Source organism: Fundidesulfovibrio soli, assembly GCF_022808695.1.
GTDB lineage: Bacteria > Desulfobacterota > Desulfovibrionia > Desulfovibrionales > Desulfovibrionaceae > Fundidesulfovibrio > Fundidesulfovibrio soli.
This window is the reverse complement of the sequence record NZ_JAKZKW010000025.1, coordinates 17,225-34,659: the sequence shown is the minus strand read 5'-3', so window position 1 is coordinate 34,659 and position 17,435 is coordinate 17,225. Positions and strand designations below refer to the sequence as shown.

Genomic DNA, 17,435 nt, shown 5'->3' with positions numbered 1-17,435 from the left:
TCACCATGAATGCACGCGTCAACAAGCCTCTTCTGTACCTGAGTTTCATCGGCCTGGCCGCCCTGGCCTACTCCGTGGTGGACGTCTTCATCCACCGCACCGGCGGGACGCACCTGGGCTCGTACGTGCCCTGGGGCATGGGCGTGGTGATGTACCTGCTGTTCGTGGGCTTTTCGGCGGGCGGGCTCCTGGTCTCGGCCCTGACCCAGATGTTCGGCGTGAGGGAGCTCAAGCCCCTGGGCGGCCTGGCCACCTACGCCGCCCTCGTGGCCGAGGTCTGCGCGGGCATCGCCATCGCCTCGGACCTGGGCCGCTTCGAACGCATGTTCAATTTCCTGCTCTCGCCGAGCCTGACATCCCCCATGTGGTGGATGTTCCTCTTCTTCTCGGCGGTGCTCTTCGTCTCATTCATGAAGGCCTGGGCCTTCGCCAAACGCGACGACGGCCTGGTGGCCTTCTGGAGCTGGGTGTCCATCCCCGTGGGGCTGTGCTTCTACTTCACCAACGGCTTCTTCTTCTCGGTGCTCACCGGCCACGGCCTGTGGAGCGGCCCCGTCGTTCCGCTCCTGTTCGTCTGCGCCGCGCTGCTGTGCGGCGGCGCGCTGGTCACCGCCCTGGCCTGGTGGAGCATGACGAACCGGGAGGGAGTCATACGGCTCGGCTGCGTCGTGCAGCTGCTTCTGGTGGCGTTCGTTGTGCTCGAGGGGCTTTGGCTCTGGATCGGCTGGCAGGGCGGGCGCGTCGAGACCCTCGCCGCCATGCGCAACCTCTCCGCCGGGCCCGGGGCCTGGGCCTTCTGGGGCCTGCACGTGTTCGCCGGCATGGCCCTGCCGCTGTTCCTGCTGCCCCAGACCGAGGACAACCCCGGCCTGGCGGCCTGGGCATGCCTCCTGATCCTGGTCGGGTTCGCCGGAGCGCGCTGGGCCTTCGTGGTCCCGGCCCAGAGCGTGCCCATGCTGCCCGGCCTGGATACCGCCTGGCAGCATCCGCGCCTGATGCTTTCGTACCTGCCGAGCCTGGCCGAATGGAGCATGGCCGCTGGAGTGAGCGGACTGGCGCTGTTCGGGTTCCTCATGGGGCCCCGGTTCTTCCCGGGGCTTTACGGCAGCGGCCCGCAAACCACCAAGGCCAGTTGAGGAGGCAAGCATATGGATCGCAGAGATTTCCTGAAATCCTCCGCGCTGCTCGGTTGCGCCCTGGCCGCGGGCGAGGGGCTGGCCCAGCCGGCCGGAGCGGCCGCGCCCCTCCAGACGCCCTACCAGGGCTACAAACCGGAAGGCATGATCTTTTCGGCCTGCCAGCAGTGCAACACCCAGTGCGGCATCAAGGTGAAGATCGAGAACGGCAACGTGGTCAAGATCGACGGCAGCCCGCTCTCGCCCTGGACCCTGACCCCGCAGCTCCCCTACAAGACCTCGCTTGCCGAGGCCGCGCTCATGGACGCCCCCCTGTGCCCCAAGGGCTACGCGGGCATCCAGACCCTGTACGACCCCTACCGCATCGTGAAGGTGCTCAAGCGGGCCGGAAAGCGCGGCGAGAACAGGTGGAAGGCCATACCCTTCGAGCAGGCCGTCAGTGAAATCGTGGACGGCGGAGACCTCTTCGGCGAGGGCAAAGTGGACGGCCTCAAGGACATCCTGGTCTGCCGCGACCCCAAGGTCTCCGACGCCCTGATGAAGGACGCCGCCGAGGTCTCCAACAAGAAGATGACCCTCGAGGAGTTCAAGGCCAAGCACGCGGACAACCTCAAGTACCTCATCGACCCGGACCACCCCGACTTCGGGCTCAAGAACAACCAGTTCTGCCTGAACTGGGGCCGCCTCAAGGGCGGGCGCAGCGAGCTCATCCGCCGCTTCACGGATTTTTCGGGAGGCTCCTACAACTACCACGGCCACACCACCGTGTGCCAGGGCTCGCTGTACTTCTCCTGCAAGGCCATGTCCGACCAGTTCGTGGAGGGCAGGTTCACCGACGGCTCCAAGTTCTACTGGCAGGCGGACACCGGCAATGCCCGGTTCATCTTCTTCGTGGGCGCGAACCCCTTCGAGGCCAACTACGGCCCGCCGCTGCGCGCCAGCAAGATCAGCCAGCTCACGGCGGACGGCGTGAAGATCGCCGTGGCCGACCCGCGCTGCTCCAAGACCGCCGCCCGGGCCTGGAAGTGGCTGCCTGTGCGGCCCGAGGGCATCGGCGCGCTGGCCCAGGCCATGATCCGCTGGATCATCGAGAACAAGCGCTTCGACGCCAGATACCTGGCCAACGCCAACCAGGCCGCCGCCAAGGCCGACAAGGAGCCCACCTGGACCCAGGCCTGCTGGCTGGTGAAGCTCTCCCCCGAGGGCAAGCCCACGGTGTTCCTGCGCGGCTCGGACCTGGGCATGGAGGTCCAGAAGCGCCCCACCAAGGACGGGAAGTCCGAGTGGAGCTTCGACCCGTTCATCGCGGTCAACGACAAGGGTGAGCCCGTGCCCTTCGACCCCAACGACGACAAGGCCGTCGCCGAGGGGCAGGTGTTCTTCTCCGGCGAGCTGAACGGGATCAAGGTGAAGACCGCGCTCCAGATCTACGCCGACGAGGCCGCCTCCAAGAGCTTCGACGAGTGGTGCAAGCTGGCCGGGGTGGAGTCCGCGGATGTGGCCGCCATCGCGGAGGAGTTCACCTCCCACGGCAAGCGGGCGGTGTGCGACCTGCACCGGGGCGTCTCACAGCATACGGCCGGGTTCTCCAACGTGGTCTCCTGGATGCTGGTGAACGTGCTGATCGGCAACCACGACTGGATGGGCGGCCTGGCCAAGGCCACCACCTTCAACCACGACGGCGAGCGCGAGGGAAAGCCCTTCAACCTCACGAAGCATCCGGCCAAGATGAGGGGCTGGGGCATCTCCATCATCCGCCACCAGACGAGCTACGAAAAGTCTTCGTTGTTCACTGGCTACCCGGCCAAGCGGGTGTGGTACCCCTTCGCCTCGGACATCTACCAGGAGGTCATCCCCAGCGCGGGCGAAATGTACCCGTATCCGCTCAAATGCCTGATGCTCTACATGGGCACGCCCGTGTATTCGCTCCCGGCCGGGCACGCCCTGGCGGCCATCCTGGCGGACCCGAAGAAGATTCCGCTGTTCATCACCTCGGACATCACCGTGGGCGAGACCAGCGTGTTCGCCGACTACGTCTTCCCGGACCTGACTTACCTGGAGCGCTGGGAGTTCGTGGGCTCGCATCCGTCCATGGCCCCCAAGGTGGGCGCGTTCCGCCAGCCCGCGGCCAAACCCATGACCGAGACCTGCACGGTCTACGGCCAGCAGATGCCCATCAGCCTGGAGGCCATGCTGCTCGGCCTGGCCGAGAAGCTCAAACTCGCCGGGTTCGGCGAGGACGCCTTCGGCAAGGGCCTGCACTTCAAGCACCAGGACGACATGTACCTGCGCATGGTCGCCAACCTGGCCTTCGGCGACAAGGCGGACGGGACGGAGAAGCTGCCCCCGGCCACCAGGGAGGACATGGACATCTTCCTCAAGGCCCGCGCGCACCTGCCGCCCTCCGTGTTCGACGCCAAGCGCTGGGAGGCGCTGGCCGGCCCCGAGCTGTGGCCCAGCGTGGTGACCATCCTGAACAAGGGCGGGCGCTTCCAGGAATACGCCCAGGCATATAAGGACGGGCAGCTGACCAACAAATACGGCAAGATGGTGGGCATCTACTTCGATAACCTCTACAAGGCCAAGGACTCCATCACCGGGAAGCCCTACCTGCCCTTCGCGGGGTTCGTGCCCGGCCCCCTGGACGTGGCGGGCAATCCCCTGCCCGACACCAGGGAAGGCTACGACCTGACGCTCATCACCTACAAGGCCGTGACGCAGACGAAATCCCGCACCTCGGGCAACTACTGGCTCCAGGCCCCGTATCCCGAGAACTTCGTGGAGGTTTCGGCGGCCGACGCGGCCAGGCTGGGCCTCAAGGACGGCGACGCGGTCAAGGTGCTCTCCGCCTCCAACCCCGAGGGCGTCTGGGATCTCGGGCCGCTCGGCAAGAAGCCGGTGGTGGGCAAGGTGAAGGTGCTGGAAGGGCTCCGGCCCGGAGTCGTCAGCTTCTCGCTTGGGCATGGCCACTGGGCTCAAGGGGCAGGCGCGTGGGAGATCGACGGCAAGAAGATCGTCCCTGACGCCAGGCGCGGCACGGGCATCCACGCCAACGCGGCCATGCGCCTGGACCCGGTGCTGAAGAACACCGGACTGGTGGACAAGATCGGAGCGAGCGCGGTGTTCTACCAATCGTCGGTGAAACTCGTGAAGGCGTAATCGACATGAAAAGTGAGGCCCCGTCAGGGGCCTCACTCCTTACCGGGGGCCAGCCGCCAGTGGCGGCTAGCCCGTGCAGGCGCAGCCGGACTCGGCGGGCGCGGCGGCCGGACGGAGCCCGCCCAGCTTCGCGGCCATCCGCTCGGCGATGCTGAGGGCATGGCCCATGATCTCGACCTCGGGCATCTCGTCGGCGCTGAAGAGGTTCCTGTCGAAGTCGATGAGCGAATCCGCGATGATCACGTCGGGCTCCAGCCCCTCCAGCACGCCCTGCATCATCCGCGTGGCGCACTTCAGGAAGCAGCCCTCCATGGCGACCACCAGGGGGGCGTTGCGCACCAGGGCGCGCTGGCCCGTGTTCTTGGTGAACGCCCCGCCCAGGCAGACGCGCACGGTCCGCTCCGGCAGGAGCGAATGGCAGAGGATGTTCGAGGCCTGCCGCGCGATCTCGCCCCGCAGGCACGAGCCCTCGCAGCACATGACGGCCACGGGCTTGGCGGACTGCCTCTGAGAGAAATCCTCGCAGAGCTGGCAGACGCCGGCAGGCTTGCGGATGTTCACGGTTTCGTACTGGTTCCCGCAGGCGGACGCGCACTCGGCAGCAGCGTTCTTTTCGCAACTCATGGCGTATTCCTCCGTTTTCCGGTTTCGTTGTGACTAGGGACGGCAGCCGCATGTGCCCGCCGGGATGCACGGGCCGGGCTTTTCGAGCAGCTCGTGCAGGATGCCCGCCGAGCTGGCCGTCAGGCGTTTGCACTTCTCCATGTTCTCCTGGGGGCCGAGGGCTTCGAGCACGTCGCGGCATCTGGTGTGCCCGGTGATGGCGCGCACCTTCTCGCGGAATTCGGCGGCCCGGGCGGCGATGTTGTCCCAGCACTGGCCGGGGCCGGTGCGCCCCTGCAGCACGCCCAGCGCCAACATGCCACCGGTGATGGCGCCGCACGTCTCCTCCTTGCTGCGGCCCATGCCGCCGCCGAACGCCGTGGCGGCCTTCGTCGCGAACTCGCCCGCCTCCGCCCCGGAGGCTTCGAGCAACGCCGCGAGCACGGATTCCGCGCAGTGGAATCCCCCCTGGAACAGCTCGTATGTCCTTTGCTCCACCTGAATCTTGTCCATCTTCGTTCTCCTTGTGTTTGCGGCCGGGCCGCAGCCCGGTTGACAACGCCGTTTGATCTGAATAGCTGTTTACAAGCTATCAACGATCAATTCTAACGATTATATTTGATATGGCTGATCGGGAACACCGAACAATAGTGGGCTGAAATGGAACTTCGCGATTTGAGGACGTTCGTGGCCGTGGCCGGGCTGCTCAGCTTCAACCGCGCGGGGGAGGCCCTGCACGCCGCGCAGTCCACGGTATCCGCGCGCATCGCGGCCATCGAGGCCGACCTGGGGGTCAAGCTGTTCGAGCGCCTGGGCAGGCGCGTGGCCCTGACCGAGGCGGGCGAACGCCTGCTGGACTACGCCCGCAAGATCCTCGACCTGGAGGACGAGGCCCGGGCCTGGGTCTCCGGCGAGGCCGAGGCCCGGGGCGCGCTCACGGTGCGGGTGCCCGAATCCTTGTGCGCGTACAGGATGGGCGGGGTGATCCGGCCCTTCAGGGAACGTTTCCCCAACGTCCGCCTGGGTTTCACGGCCTGCACCCTGGAGGGCCTGGAGAAGGACCTGCGCCAGGGCGTGACGGACCTGGCCTTTCTCATGGCGGATTCGGTGCGCGGGGGCGACCTTGTGGTTGAGCTGCTGGGGGTCGAACGCCTGGTGCTGGTGGCCGCGCCCGGGCACCGGCTGGCCGGGCGCGGGGCCATCGGCCCGGACGACCTCAAGGGCGAGACCCTGGTGCTCTCCACGGCGGACTGCTCCTACCGGAAGATGTTCGAGAGCCTGCTCTCAGACAGGGGCGTGGCGACGGCCGCCGGGGTGGCCTTCTCCAGCGCGGCGGCTTTGCGCGGGTGCGTGATGGACGGGGTGGGCGTCAGCATCCTGCCGGAGCTGGCGGTGCGCCGCGACGTGGCCGCCGGGCGGCTGGCCGTGCTGGACTGGGCCGAGGGGGAGTTGGAGACGGCCGTGCTCATGGTGCGCCACAAGGACAAATGGCTCTCCCCGCCCCTGGCCGCGTTCATGGACATGGTGCGCGCCAAGCTCATGGAGGGGGCCAAGGCTCACTCCATGAGCGGGGCGCGCACCATTTTGGAGAACCTGTTCGCCCCCCCGGAATCAGAGCATGAGCCGGGGCCAAGGTCTGGGTCGGAGGGGCGCTGCTGCTAGCCTGCCGCGTTGATGTCGAACCCTTGCACGAAGGCCTTGATCTCGTCGCGCACCCGCCGGTAGTGGGCCAGGGCTTCCTCCTCGGTGGCGGCGGCCTTGGCCAGGGCCGGGGGGTCGTCGAAGCCCGCGTGGATGCGCCGGGCCTTGCCGGGGAAGTACGGGCAGTTCTCGTTGGCGTGGCCGCAGAGGGTGATGATCCAGTCGAACTCTTTCGTGGCCAGGTCATCGACGGTCTTGGAGCTCTGGCCGGAGATGTCCACCCCGGCCTCGGCCATGGCCTTCACGGCCAGCGGGTTCATTCCGTGCCGGACCACCCCCGCCGAATAGGCCTCCATGTCGCCGGAGCGCAGCGCCCGGGCGAACCCCTCCGCCATCTGGCTGCGGCAGGAGTTGCCCGTGCACAGGAACAGAATCTTCGTCTTGAAAGGCATGACCTAACCTCTAGGGTTTGCAGGAGACATGGCACACGCCCAGCGGCGTCTCAACCGCGTGGGGGAACCACCTGCGTTTGATCCACAGGGCCACGTTCACCAGGGCGATGAGCACGGGGACCTCCACCAGGGGCCCGATCACCGCGGCGAAGGCCTGGCCGGAGTCGATGCCGAACACGGCCACGGCCACGGCGATGGCCAGCTCGAAGTTGTTGGAGGCCGCCGTGAAGGAGAGCGTGGCCGACTGCTCGTAGGTGGCCCCGGCCTTCCAGGAGAGCCAGAACGAGGCCGCGAACATGGCCAGGAAGTACACGCACAGGGGGATGGCCACCCGCACCACGTCGAAGGGCAGGCGCACGATGTACTCGCCCTTGAGCGAGAACATCACCAGGATGGTGAAAAGCAGCGCCGTAAGCGTGATGGGGCTGATCCTGGGCAGGAAAACCTCCTCGTACCACTGCTGGCCCTTCAGTTTCAGGCCCAGGAACCTGGAGGCCATGCCCGCCAGGAAGGGGATGCCCAGGTAGATGAACACGCTCTGGGCGATCTGGCCCATGGAGATGTCCACCGCCACGCCCTTCAGGCCCAGGACGCCGGGCAGGTAGGTGATGAACAGCCACGCGTACACCGAAAAGAACAGCACCTGGAAGATGGAGTTGAAGGCCACCAGCCCCGCGCAGTACTCGCGGTCCCCCGAGGCCAGGTCGTTCCAGACGATGACCATGGCGATGCAGCGGGCCAGCCCGATGAGGATGAGCCCCACCATGTACTCGTGATGGCCGGAGAGGAAGGCGATGGCCAGCAGGAACATGAGCACCGGCCCGATGACCCAGTTCTGCACCAGGGAGAGCCCCAGCACCCGCGCGTTGCCGAACACCTGGCCCAGCTTCTCGTACTTCACCTTGGCCAGGGGCGGGTACATCATCAGGATGAGCCCGATGGCGATGGGGATGTTGGTGGTGCCCACCTGGAAGAACTCCACCACGCCGCGCACGCCGGGCATGGCCCAGCCGATGAGCACGCCCGCGAACATGGCCGCGAAGATCCACAGGGTCAGGTAGCGGTCCAGAAAGGAGAGCTTTTTCGTGATGCTTTCCGTCATATACGGCCTCCAGGCCACTGGTTGGCGTTCATGACACCCCGCATGACGGGGCATCCGGGTTCAGGCGTCCCAAAAAGGTCTCGCGATGAAATAGATGCCCAGCAGCGCGATCATGCCGCCCGCGCCCTTGCGGAACCAGTCCCCGCCGGTGCGCACGGCCCTGTTCTCCAGCCAGTGCCGCACCAGGGCCGTGGAACTGCCCGCCGCGACGATGGGCGCGCAGTGCCCCACGGCGAACAGGACGATCAGCGCGACGCCCGTCATGATCTTCTGCTGGATGGTGATGATGGCCAGGATCGGGGCGATGAAGCCGAACGTGCAGGAGCCGGACAGGACCCCGTACGCCAGGCCGAGCAGGAACGCCCCGCTCATGCCCCTGACCTTCAGGCGCCCCATCAGCCCCCCGGACAGGGAGCACCTGGCCACCCCGAGCATGTCCAGGGCGACCCACACCAGGGCCGCGCCCACGGCGATGGTCCAGTACGGGCCGATGTCCCCGAGCATCCGCCCCAGCAGGGAGCAGGCCACGCCCACGGCGGCGATGGTCAGGAACAGCCCGGACGTGAACGCCAGGGCGTATTTGACGGCCTCCCGCCCACGTATCAGTTGCCCCTGCCCCGCCACGTAGCCCACGATGAGCGGGATGGAGGCCAGGTGGCACGGGCTGAACAGCACGCTCACCACGCCCCAGAGGAAGCAGCCCACGGCGGCGACCGCGAAGCTGTCCACCATCCAGGCGTTGATCGTCATGAAGATGTGGTCGAGCACCGTGGGTTCCTTATTGGGCCAGGAGCCTGTCCAGGATTTCAGCGATGGATTTCCTGTCGAAGAAGCCCTCGTGCCGGTACGTCTCCTTGCCGTCCCTGTCGTAGAATATCTGCGTGGGGATGGCGCGGAGCCCGTACTTCTTGCCCTGCTCGGGGTTCTCCCAGACGTCGATGAAGATGATGGCGGCCTTGCCCGCGTAATCCTTCTCCAGCGCGTCCATGACCGGGATCATCATCTTGCACGGGATGCAGGACTTGGCCCCCAGGTCCACCATGGTCACCGTGCCCTTGGCTGGCACCTCGGGCAGAGGCGCGGCCAGGGCCTGTGTGGCAAGGACCGGCACGGCGATGCACGCCGCCAAAACCAGCGCGGCCGCCGTGCCGACGAAACCTCCCCTCACAGCCCCGCCCTCTCGCCCACGGAGGCCTTCCCGGCCCGCATGACCGTGAGCACGTCCTCCCGCTCCAGGGCGAGTTGCCTGTCCTTGACCTTCTCTATGCCCAGGTCGGTGACGATGACGTGATGGTTCAAGGGTATTCCCTCGCGCTCCATGATGGCCTTGGCGCAGCCGACCTGGCACCCGTCCAGGACCATGACCTGGGGCGTGTCCTTGGCGGACTTGATGAACCCGCCGAGCCCCCCGCCGATGCCGGCCAGGCAGAACATCTTCCCGAAACCTTCGCGCGTGAGTTCCACGGCGGCCTGGTTCGTCAACTGCCCCACATTGGAGCCCCCTGAGCAGGCCAGAATCATGATTTCACGCTCTTTCGAGCAGCACGTAGCGTTCATTGTCGCCTCCAGCGTCTTATCCGTTGATCCACCCGGCGATTTCCGCCTTGGACGGCACCTTGCCGACGCACTTCACCTCGCCATCGACGGCCACGGCTGGCGTAGCGAACACCCCCATCCGCGCGATTTCCTGAAAATCCTCGACCTTGACCACGGTGACATCCGCCCCCAGTTCGGCAGCGACGGTCCGGACGAGCTTCTCGACCTCGCGGCACTTGGGGCAGCCGGGACCCAACACCTGAATATCCATGCGTCCTCCAGGGCTACAGGATGATGTTGAACAGATAGCCCACCAGCAGGATGCCCAGACCCACGACCCCGACGAACACTCCCAGCAGGCGCGGCTTGAGCACCTTGCGCAGGATGACCATCTCCGGCAGCGAGAGCGCGATGACGCTCATCATGAAGGCCAGCACCGTGCCCAGGGCGGCCCCCTTCTCCAGCAGGGCCTGCGCCACGGGGATGATGCCCGCCGCGTTGGAGTACATGGGGATGCCCAGGCCCACCGCCGCCAGCACTGACCACCAGGCGTCGCGGCCCATGATGGAGGCCATGAACCCCTCAGGCACCCAGCCGTGGATGCACGCGCCCACGGCGATGCCCGCCAGGACCCACGGCCAGGTCCGGCCCACGATGTCCCTCACGGCGTCGAGGCCCGCGCGCACCCTGCCCGGCCAGCCCGGCTCGGCCTCGGGCTGGTCCTGCCCGGCGTGGATCAGGCGCACCCATTCCTCCAGGTGCCCCTCCATCTTCAGCCGCCCGATGACCCAGCCGCTGGCCACGGCCACCAGCAGGCCCGTGACCAGATACAACCCGGCCACCTTCCAGCCCGTGAGCCCCAGAAGCAGCACCAAGGCCACCTCGTTGACCATGGGCGCGCTCACCAGGAAGGAGAAGGTCACGCCCAGGGGCACTCCCGCCGTGACGAAGCCCACGAAGAGCGGCACGGCCGAGCAGGAGCAGAACGGGGTGACCGTGCCCAGCAGCGCGGCCATAACGTTGCCCCAGGCTTCGCCGCGCCCGGCCAGCAGCCTGCGGGCCCTGGCCGGGGTGAAGAAGGAGCGGATGATGCCCACCCCGAACACCACCAGGGTCAAAAGGAGCAGCACCTTGGGGCCGTCGTAGAGAAAGAAGGCCAGGGCGCTGGCGAAGGCCGACCCCCTGTCCAGCCCGAGCAGGCCGTAGGTCGCGGCGTCGGCCCAGGCTTCCAGGTGCATGTATACGGCGATCCACAGGGCCAGCGCCGGGACGCCCAGGGCCAGGATGCGCTTTATTTCTCCCCGTCCGGCCTGCCCGGGCGCCTTGTCTGGCGCGGGCGGCGAAGGGGCCGCCTCCGGGGGGGCGATGCCTCCGCCCGGGGCGTCGATGCGAAGTTCTCTCAGGTCGTTCATGTTTCCCTCCCCGCCTTGCCGCCTACTTGGCGGGCTTCACGGAGCAAATGTTCTCGCGCCGGATGTCGTCCAGCCCGAACAGCAGCCGGGCGATCTCGGGGTCGTCCTCCAGCCAGGTATCCAGGTGCGTAAGGAGCGTGCGCGCGTGGGCGCTCTCCCCTTCGGCAAGCGAATAGTTCACCCACTGGCCCGCCTTGGCGCTCTGCACCAGCCCGGCGTCCTCCAGCACCTTGAGGTGGTTGGAGACGGTGGGCTGCGCCACGCCGAGCGCCGCCTGCAGCTCGCAGACGCACATGGGCCTGCGCTTGAGCATCTTGACGATCTTGACCCGGTTGGCGTCGGACAGGGCCTTCATGAGGCGAAGGAATGACTTCATGCGTGTATCTCCATATTTGCATTTGGCTATATGCTCGGTTTTTTCGGACGTCAAGCGCGGATGAGGCAAAATACTTCACCGCGATGAAAATTGCCCTCTCGCCGCCTGGGCCAAGGGTTTGCCAGGCTCAGGGCGGATTGCGGCCGGAGGGGAGGATGGCTCTCCAATGGCAAAAGCCTGGCCCGGCGCGGGCCACCCCCGCGCCGGGCCAGGCTTTCTCTAACGCCTTGCCAGCGTTGTAATCGCCGGGTCGCGGGCACCGGACCCGTTGCCGGGCTCCCGTCTTGCGACCCGTCCCCTGCGGCTGAAACGCCCGCCCGCCCGCTCAGGCCGGGAAGAGGTTGTTGATCTTGCAGGCCGCGCAGGCCGCGCCGAAACCGTTGTCGATGTTCACCACGGTCACGCCGCTGGCGCAGGAGGTGAGCATGCCCAAGAGCGCCGAGAGCCCGCCCAGGGCCGCGCCGTAGCCCACGGAGGTCGGCACCGCCACGATGGGCTGCTGCACCAGCCCGCCCACCACGCTGGCCAAGGCCCCCTCCATGCCCGCCACCACGATGATGACCCGCGCCTTGCGGATGTGCCCCAGGCGGTCCAGCAGGCGGTGGATGCCCGCCACGCCCACGTCCGAGATCACGGTGGCGTGGCTGCCGAGCATCTCGCAGGTCTCCCGGGCCTCTTCGGCCACGGGGAGGTCCGAGGTGCCCGCGGTGACGATGGCCACCTCGCCTTCCTTATAATGTATTTCGCCGCGCACCAGGGTCAGGGTCCGGCCCAGGGGGTTGTAGCGGGCCTCGGGGCAGACCGCGCGCACATGCTCCGCCATCTCCGGCGAGACGCGCGTGGCCAGCACGTTGGCGTGCTCCCCCATGCGCTGGAAGATCTCGCCCACCTGCTGCGGGGTCTTGCCCTCGCCGTAGATCACCTCGGGGAAGCCGTTGCGCAGGGCGCGGTGCAGGTCGATCTTGGTGTGGCCCATGTCCAGAAAGGGCAGGTCGCGCAGGCGCTCCAGGCCCTGCTCCACGTCCAGGCTGCCGTCCTTGATGCTGGCCAGAAGCCGCCTCAGATTCTCGTGCTTGTCCATATTCTCTGTATTTCCAGCCTACGGCGTTTTTTCGTTGAGGCTGCCCATGCGGTAGCCGCCCAGGTCAACGGCCACGTGTCGGTAGCCCAGGGTTTTGAGCCGGGCGTCGATGCCGTGGAGCCTGTCGGCCTCCACCAATTCGCCCACCAGCTCGCGCGACACCTCGATGCGGGCCAGGTCCCCGTGGCTGCGCAGGCGCACGGCCGGGAAGCCCAGTCCCTTGAGGAAGCTCTCGGCCTGGTCGATGCGCCTGAGCTCCGCGTCCTCCACCACGACACCGTGGGGGATGCGCGAGAGCAGGCAGGCCCCGGCGGGTTTGTCCCAGGTGGGCAGGCCCCGCTCCCGTGAAAGCTCGCGGATGTCGCGCTTGGTCAGGCCCTCGGCCAGCAGCGGGCTTTCGATGCCCAGTTCGCCCAGGGCCTTCATGCCCGGGCGGTAGTCGTCCAGGTCGTCCAGGTTGGTGCCGTCCAGCACGTGGGCGATGCCCTCGGCGGCGGCCGCCTCCCGGAGCAGGCCGAAAAGGGTGCGCTTGCAGAGGTAGCAGCGCTCCGGCGGGTTGTGGCGCAGAATTTCCGGAAAGGCGACCTCCAGCAGCAGATGGCGCGCGCCCATCTCCCGGGCGGCCCTGACGGCGTCCTCCCGCTCGGCCTCGGGCATGTAGGACGTGACGATGGTCGCGGCCAGCGCGCCGTCGCCCAAGGCTTCGCGGGCGGCGTGCAGCAGGAAGGTGCTGTCCAGCCCGCCGGAGAAGGCCACCAGGGCCCGGCCCATGCCCGCAAGGGTGCGGAGCAGATTGCTAAGCTTCTCCTCTTTCGGGATGGCGTGCTTCATGGCCCCTCCGCTCACTTCCGGCACACGGCGATGGCCGCGTAGACCTCGGCCAGGGTCAGGCCGTGGCGGCGGGCCAGCTCCCGGCAGTCCTCCAGCTCGGGCTTGGAGCGCAGCACTTTACCGCCTTGCAGGGCGTTCTTGATGGTCACGGGCCCCAGAGGCGTCTCCAGGCGCTCGAAGGAGATGTCCAGCACGGTCTTCTCCAGCGGGAAGCTCTTCACCCCCAGGGTGGTGGTGTGGCGGAAGAGCAGCTCCTTGAAGCGCTCCTCGTCGCCTGCGGAGCACAGCAGGGAGACGCAGGTGGCGGGCCGGTTCTTCTTCATCAGGATGGGTGTGAAGTGTACGTCCATGGCCCCGGCCTCCATGAGCAGGTCCATGGCCACGCCAAGGGCCTCGGCGGTCATGTCGTCGATGTTGCACTGGAGCAGGCGCGCATCCTGGACGCGCCCCGCCTTTTCAGAGGCCGCCGCCCGGGCCAGTTGCACCCGCAGCACGTTGGGGATCTCCGCCTCGCGGTGGCCGATGCCGTAGGCCGTCTTCTCCACCACCAGGGCGGGGGTGGCGGTGAACTGGTCCGCCAACGCGGCGATGATGGCCGCGCCCGTGGGGGTGGTGGCCTCGTGCCTGGCGGCCCCGCGCGTTGTGGGCGCGCCCTGGAGGATCTCCGCCGTGGCCGGGGCCGGGACGGGGATGAGCCCGTGGGCGCAGCGCACGAAGCCGCCGCCCAGCTCCACCGGGGAGGACCACACCGCGTCCACGCCCAGGCTGTGCAGGCAGACGGCCGCGCCCACGATGTCCACGATGGAGTCCGTGGCGCCCACCTCGTGGAAGTGAACCTCGCCCAAGGGCTTGCCGTGCACCTTGGCCTCGGCCTCTGCCACCTTGCGGAAGATGGCCAGGCTGGTGCGCTTCACCGCCTCGGAAAGGGCGCTGCCCGTGATGATGGCCTCGATGTCCGCCAGGTTGCGGTTGGGGGCGTGGCCGTGATGCGGGTGCCCGTGCTCGTGATGATGGCCGGGTTCGCTCCCGCCGTGTTCGTGGGAACGCCCGTGATCGTGGTCGTGAGCGTGGGTGTGGCTATGCCCATGCTCGTGCGGATGGCCGTGATGGTGCGCGTGCCCCTCGTGCTCGTGGGAATGTCCGTGCCCATGGCCGGACTCTTCTCCCTGCTCGTGCTCGTGGAGATGCTCGTGCCCGTGCCCGTGGCCCCCCTGGTTCTTGAGGGCGACATCCACCCGGACGCCGTGGATGCCGTGCCGCGCACCCTCGGAAACAACCAGCTCGAACTCGTGGTCCAGCCCCAGCTTGGAGAGCTCGGCCCGCAGATAATCCGGGTCCACGCCCAGGCCGATCATGGCGGCCAGGTTCATGTCCCCGCTCAAGCCTGCGAAACAGTCGTAATAGAGTATCTTCATGGTCTCATGCGCCTGCGCGCGGGTTTCCGGTCCGTCCGCCGGGCCTCGCGGGGAGGCCCGGCGTCCACGGGGCTTATTCAAGTCCGCTCTTGAAGTGGCCTTTAATGACCTCCACCCGCTGCTGGAAGTCCGGCCCCTCCATCTCGGCGGCCACGCGGGCCAGTTCGTCCGGGATGGCGATGTGCTGCGGGCATTTCTCCAGGCACTCGCCGCAGGCCACGCACTGGGAGGCGAACCCGGGCTGGCCGCTGCCGGTCATGCCGCTGCCGAAGGCGGTGTACATGAACCGAGCCTCGTCCTCGTTCCCGAACATGTGCATCTTGTTGAAGAAGTCGAAGCACTTGGGGATCTGGACTCCCGCCGGACAGGGCATGCAGTAGCCGCAGCCCGTGCAGCCCACCTGCATCAGTTCCTTGTATGTGCGACCCGCCCTGTCCACAAGGTCCATTTCCCGCGCGCTGAGGGAGCCAGCGTGGGCCACGTCGGCAACGGCCAGGTTCTCTACGATGTGGGCCTCCTCGTTCATGCCCGAAAGCAGCACCGTGACCCCTGGGTGGTTCCAGACCCAGCGCAGGGCCCACTCCACCGGGGTGCGTCTGACCGGGGCTTCGTTCCAGATGGCGGCCACGGCCGGGGGCGGGGTGGGCAGGCCCAGGTTGCCGCCCCGCAGCGGCTCCATGACGACCACGCCGAGCCCCTTGGAGGCCGCGTACTCCAGACCCTCCAGGCCCGCCTGGAACTGCTTGTCCAGGTAGTTGTACTGGATCTGGCAGAACTCCCAGGGGTAGCCGTCCACGATGCGCGCAAAGTCCTCCCCCAGGCCATGGAAGGAGAACCCGGCGTTGACGATGCGGCCGTCGCGCTTGGCCTGGTCCAGGAACCCGCCCACGCCCAGGGCCTCCAGCCTGTCCCAGGAGACGCCTTCCAAGGCGTGCACCAGGTAGTAGTCGATGTGGTCCGTGCCCAGCTTCTCCAACTGGGCGTTCAGGTAGCGGTCCATGTCCTGCCGGGTGTCGATGAGCCAGGTGGGCAGCTTGGTGGCCACCTTGACCTTGTCCCGGTAGCCGTCCTTCAGGGCCTTGCCCAGCAGGGTCTCGCTCTCCCCGCCGTGGTAGGGCCAGGCCGTGTCCACGTAGTTGACGCCCTGGTCGATGGCCCCCCGGATCTGGTCGATGGCCCTGGGTTCATCGATGGCGCCGCCGTTCATGGGCAGACGCATGCACCCGAAGCCGAGAATGGAGAGCTCGTCCCCCGTCTTGGGCATTTTTCTGTAGAGCATCGAAAGCCTCCTCGTCCTTGCGGACACGCTTTTCGTTGGATGTTCCCGCCGCCCTTGCGCGGCGGTTCACTCAATACGCGCAGGGCCGCCAGGGTTGAACGCCCATTCCTGCCCGATTCTTGCCCGATCCTGCCGCGCCCGGGACGAACGCGCAGGGCGGGGCGGGCCGGCGGCGCCGGTCTATGCGAGGGAGGATTCGTGCAGGCCCGCCGGATCGAGGTGCGCGGACGCACGAGGACGGCGTGGAGTCGTTACGGGGTGAGGCCGTGGCCGGTTCCGCCCCGGCGCTGCCTTCGGCGGCGTTCCGGCGCGACGCCGTTGTGTCGATCCCGACGGCCTCCGCGCCCGGCGGCGGGGCCAAGCCGCTAGCGCCCGGCCATGCTGCGCAGGCTCTTGATGTCGCGCAGGGGGGGCGCGCCGAACATGCGGCTGTATTCGCGGTTGAACTGGGAGTGGCTCTCGTAGCCCACCTGGAAGGCCGCGCTGGAGGCGTCCATGCTGTCCGTCAGCATCATCCGCCTGGCCTCGTGCAGCCGCAGCCATTTCTGGAACTGCAGCGGGCTCATGGCGGTGAGGGCCCGGAAATGGCGGTGAAAGGTGGAGGGGCTCATGCTGGCCTGGGCCGCCAGGTCCTCCACGCGCAGGTGCCGGGCGTAGTTGTCCTTCAGCCAGTCGATGGCCTGGGCGATCTGGTGGCTCTGGGTCCCAGCGGCGGCGATCTGCCTCAGGCGGGGCCCCTGGTCGCCCACGAGCAGGCGGTAGAGGATCTCCTTCTGGATGATCGGGGCCATGATGGGGATGGACTCGGGCTCGTCCAGCAGCCCCAGCAGGCGGTTGATGGCCCCGATGAGCGGCAGGTTAACCACCCCCACGGCCATGCCGCGTCCCGCGGTCTGGCTGCGGGGGGCGGGCAGGTCGCTGTCCACCATCATCTGGGTGATGGCGCGCTGGTCCAGCCGGAGCACCAGGCCCAGGTAGGGCTTCTCCCTGCTGGCCTGGGTGACCTGGGCCACCACCGGCAGGTTGACCGAGGTGATGAGGAAATGCCGCGCGTCGTAGGTGTAGAGCTCCTTGCCGAGCAGCACGCGCTTGGAGCCCTGGGCGATCAGGCAGAGGCTGGGCTCGTGCATGTAGCTGGTCTGCTCGGTGGGGCTCTCCCGCCGGACCAGGGTCAGGGCCTGGATGGGCGTATCCAGCCTCTCGGCCTGCGCGGTCCATCGGGCAATTCCCTCGGCCAGCGTCTCGGAAGCGGCCCTGAGTTCGGCGGATTCGTCTTCTGGACTAAGTTTTTGATTCAACATGGGAATGCCTCTCGAGGGCGGATACGGCGATACTATCCATTCCACCCCGGCGCGCAACACGCCAACGCCACCTCCGCCAGGATCAGGCAAAAATCAGGCAGAATCGTTCAA

Annotated in this window: 18 protein-coding genes; 3 read left to right on the top strand and 15 right to left on the bottom strand. The window is 67.4% G+C overall.

Annotated features, from left to right (window positions below; translation table 11 throughout):
- Positions 1-5 precede the first annotated feature (5 nt).
- Together nrfD and MLE18_RS16115 are read left to right on the top strand one after the other, a co-directional pair.
- The gene (gene nrfD, locus MLE18_RS16120) at positions 6-1,136 is read left to right on the top strand and encodes an NrfD/PsrC family molybdoenzyme membrane anchor subunit (RefSeq protein ID WP_243439824.1); all 1,131 of its coding nucleotides are present in this window, start codon (positions 6-8) and stop codon (positions 1,134-1,136) included.
- 12 nt (positions 1,137-1,148) lie between these two features.
- Positions 1,149-4,295, top strand: a complete 3,147-nt coding sequence (locus tag MLE18_RS16115) for a molybdopterin dinucleotide binding domain-containing protein (protein WP_243439823.1) — start codon at positions 1,149-1,151, stop codon at positions 4,293-4,295.
- A 66-nt stretch (positions 4,296-4,361) separates the two neighbouring features.
- On the opposite strand, the gene MLE18_RS16110 is transcribed toward MLE18_RS16115, so the two are convergent.
- A complete protein-coding gene (locus tag MLE18_RS16110; RefSeq protein WP_243439822.1) occupies positions 4,362-4,919 on the bottom strand; it encodes a putative zinc-binding protein in 558 nt (185 codons plus the stop codon).
- A 33-nt stretch (positions 4,920-4,952) separates the two neighbouring features.
- Entirely contained in the window at positions 4,953-5,411 is a 459-nt protein-coding gene (locus MLE18_RS16105) for a C-GCAxxG-C-C family protein (RefSeq protein ID WP_243439821.1), read from the bottom strand.
- Positions 5,412-5,558: 147 nt separating this feature from the next.
- On the opposite strand from MLE18_RS16105, the gene MLE18_RS16100 reads away from it, so the two are divergent.
- Entirely contained in the window at positions 5,559-6,560 is a 1,002-nt protein-coding gene (locus MLE18_RS16100; RefSeq protein ID WP_243439820.1) for a LysR family transcriptional regulator, read from the top strand.
- Here the strand turns inward: MLE18_RS16100 and MLE18_RS16095 are convergent.
- From MLE18_RS16095 to MLE18_RS16035, 13 genes are all read right to left on the bottom strand, one after another.
- A complete protein-coding gene (locus MLE18_RS16095; RefSeq protein WP_243439819.1) occupies positions 6,557-6,991 on the bottom strand; it encodes an arsenate reductase ArsC in 435 nt (144 codons plus the stop codon). The two genes, MLE18_RS16100 and MLE18_RS16095, sit on opposite strands and share 4 nt — an antisense overlap.
- A gap of 10 nt (positions 6,992-7,001) precedes the next feature.
- Positions 7,002-8,093, bottom strand: coding sequence for an ACR3 family arsenite efflux transporter (arsB, locus tag MLE18_RS16090; RefSeq protein WP_243439818.1), 1,092 nt, complete (start codon positions 8,091-8,093; stop codon positions 7,002-7,004).
- 60 nt (positions 8,094-8,153) lie between these two features.
- Entirely contained in the window at positions 8,154-8,861 is a 708-nt protein-coding gene (locus tag MLE18_RS16085) for a cytochrome c biogenesis CcdA family protein (protein ID WP_243439817.1), read from the bottom strand.
- Between the two features lie 10 nt (positions 8,862-8,871).
- Complete coding sequence (locus MLE18_RS16080) at positions 8,872-9,261, bottom strand: thioredoxin family protein (protein ID WP_419714898.1); 390 nt, start codon at positions 9,259-9,261, stop codon at positions 8,872-8,874.
- Positions 9,258-9,650, bottom strand: coding sequence for a putative zinc-binding protein (locus MLE18_RS16075; RefSeq protein ID WP_243439816.1), 393 nt, complete (start codon positions 9,648-9,650; stop codon positions 9,258-9,260). Before MLE18_RS16075 ends, MLE18_RS16080 begins: the two co-directional genes overlap by 4 nt.
- Positions 9,651-9,666: 16 nt before the next feature.
- Positions 9,667-9,900: a thioredoxin family protein gene (locus MLE18_RS16070; protein ID WP_243439815.1), complete on the bottom strand. Its 234-nt coding sequence runs from the start codon at positions 9,898-9,900 to the stop codon at positions 9,667-9,669.
- Between the two features lie 13 nt (positions 9,901-9,913).
- A complete protein-coding gene (locus MLE18_RS16065) occupies positions 9,914-11,041 on the bottom strand; it encodes a permease (protein ID WP_419714897.1) in 1,128 nt (375 codons plus the stop codon).
- Between the two features lie 22 nt (positions 11,042-11,063).
- A complete protein-coding gene (locus tag MLE18_RS16060) occupies positions 11,064-11,417 on the bottom strand; it encodes an ArsR/SmtB family transcription factor (RefSeq protein ID WP_243439814.1) in 354 nt (117 codons plus the stop codon).
- Between the two features lie 325 nt (positions 11,418-11,742).
- Complete coding sequence (gene larB, locus MLE18_RS16055; protein WP_243439813.1) at positions 11,743-12,498, bottom strand: nickel pincer cofactor biosynthesis protein LarB; 756 nt, start codon at positions 12,496-12,498, stop codon at positions 11,743-11,745.
- Between the two features lie 18 nt (positions 12,499-12,516).
- Positions 12,517-13,329, bottom strand: coding sequence for an ATP-dependent sacrificial sulfur transferase LarE (gene larE, locus MLE18_RS16050; protein ID WP_243439812.1), 813 nt, complete (start codon positions 13,327-13,329; stop codon positions 12,517-12,519).
- 11 nt (positions 13,330-13,340) lie between these two features.
- Entirely contained in the window at positions 13,341-14,744 is a 1,404-nt protein-coding gene (gene larC / locus MLE18_RS16045) for a nickel pincer cofactor biosynthesis protein LarC (RefSeq protein WP_243439811.1), read from the bottom strand.
- A gap of 73 nt (positions 14,745-14,817) precedes the next feature.
- Positions 14,818-16,023 carry an aldo/keto reductase gene (locus MLE18_RS16040; protein WP_243439810.1) on the bottom strand — a complete coding sequence of 402 codons (1,206 nt, stop codon included), beginning with the start codon at positions 16,021-16,023 and terminating at the stop codon, positions 14,818-14,820.
- 365 nt (positions 16,024-16,388) lie between these two features.
- Positions 16,389-17,324, bottom strand: coding sequence for an AraC family transcriptional regulator (locus MLE18_RS16035; RefSeq protein ID WP_243439809.1), 936 nt, complete (start codon positions 17,322-17,324; stop codon positions 16,389-16,391).
- Positions 17,325-17,435 lie beyond the last annotated feature (111 nt).

Bases quoted from the DNA above. Each gene is read 5' to 3' on its own strand.
- nrfD (WP_243439824.1), top strand. From the start codon at position 6: ATGAATGCACGCGTCAACAAGCCTCTTCTGTACCTGAGTTTCATCGGC.
- MLE18_RS16115 (WP_243439823.1), top strand. From the start codon at position 1,149: ATGGATCGCAGAGATTTCCTGAAATCCTCCGCGCTGCTCGGTTGCGCC.
- MLE18_RS16110 (WP_243439822.1), bottom strand. From the start codon at position 4,919: ATGAGTTGCGAAAAGAACGCTGCTGCCGAGTGCGCGTCCGCCTGCGGG.
- MLE18_RS16105 (WP_243439821.1), bottom strand. From the start codon at position 5,411: ATGGACAAGATTCAGGTGGAGCAAAGGACATACGAGCTGTTCCAGGGG.
- MLE18_RS16100 (WP_243439820.1), top strand. From the start codon at position 5,559: ATGGAACTTCGCGATTTGAGGACGTTCGTGGCCGTGGCCGGGCTGCTC.
- MLE18_RS16095 (WP_243439819.1), bottom strand. From the start codon at position 6,991: ATGCCTTTCAAGACGAAGATTCTGTTCCTGTGCACGGGCAACTCCTGC.
- arsB (WP_243439818.1), bottom strand. From the start codon at position 8,093: ATGACGGAAAGCATCACGAAAAAGCTCTCCTTTCTGGACCGCTACCTG.
- MLE18_RS16075 (WP_243439816.1), bottom strand. From the start codon at position 9,650: ATGAACGCTACGTGCTGCTCGAAAGAGCGTGAAATCATGATTCTGGCC.
- MLE18_RS16070 (WP_243439815.1), bottom strand. From the start codon at position 9,900: ATGGATATTCAGGTGTTGGGTCCCGGCTGCCCCAAGTGCCGCGAGGTC.
- MLE18_RS16065 (WP_419714897.1), bottom strand. From the start codon at position 11,041: ATGAACGACCTGAGAGAACTTCGCATCGACGCCCCGGGCGGAGGCATC.
- MLE18_RS16060 (WP_243439814.1), bottom strand. From the start codon at position 11,417: ATGAAGTCATTCCTTCGCCTCATGAAGGCCCTGTCCGACGCCAACCGG.
- larB (WP_243439813.1), bottom strand. From the start codon at position 12,498: ATGGACAAGCACGAGAATCTGAGGCGGCTTCTGGCCAGCATCAAGGAC.
- larE (WP_243439812.1), bottom strand. From the start codon at position 13,329: ATGAAGCACGCCATCCCGAAAGAGGAGAAGCTTAGCAATCTGCTCCGC.
- larC (WP_243439811.1), bottom strand. From the start codon at position 14,744: ATGAAGATACTCTATTACGACTGTTTCGCAGGCTTGAGCGGGGACATG.
- MLE18_RS16040 (WP_243439810.1), bottom strand. From the start codon at position 16,023: ATGCTCTACAGAAAAATGCCCAAGACGGGGGACGAGCTCTCCATTCTC.
- MLE18_RS16035 (WP_243439809.1), bottom strand. From the start codon at position 17,324: ATGTTGAATCAAAAACTTAGTCCAGAAGACGAATCCGCCGAACTCAGG.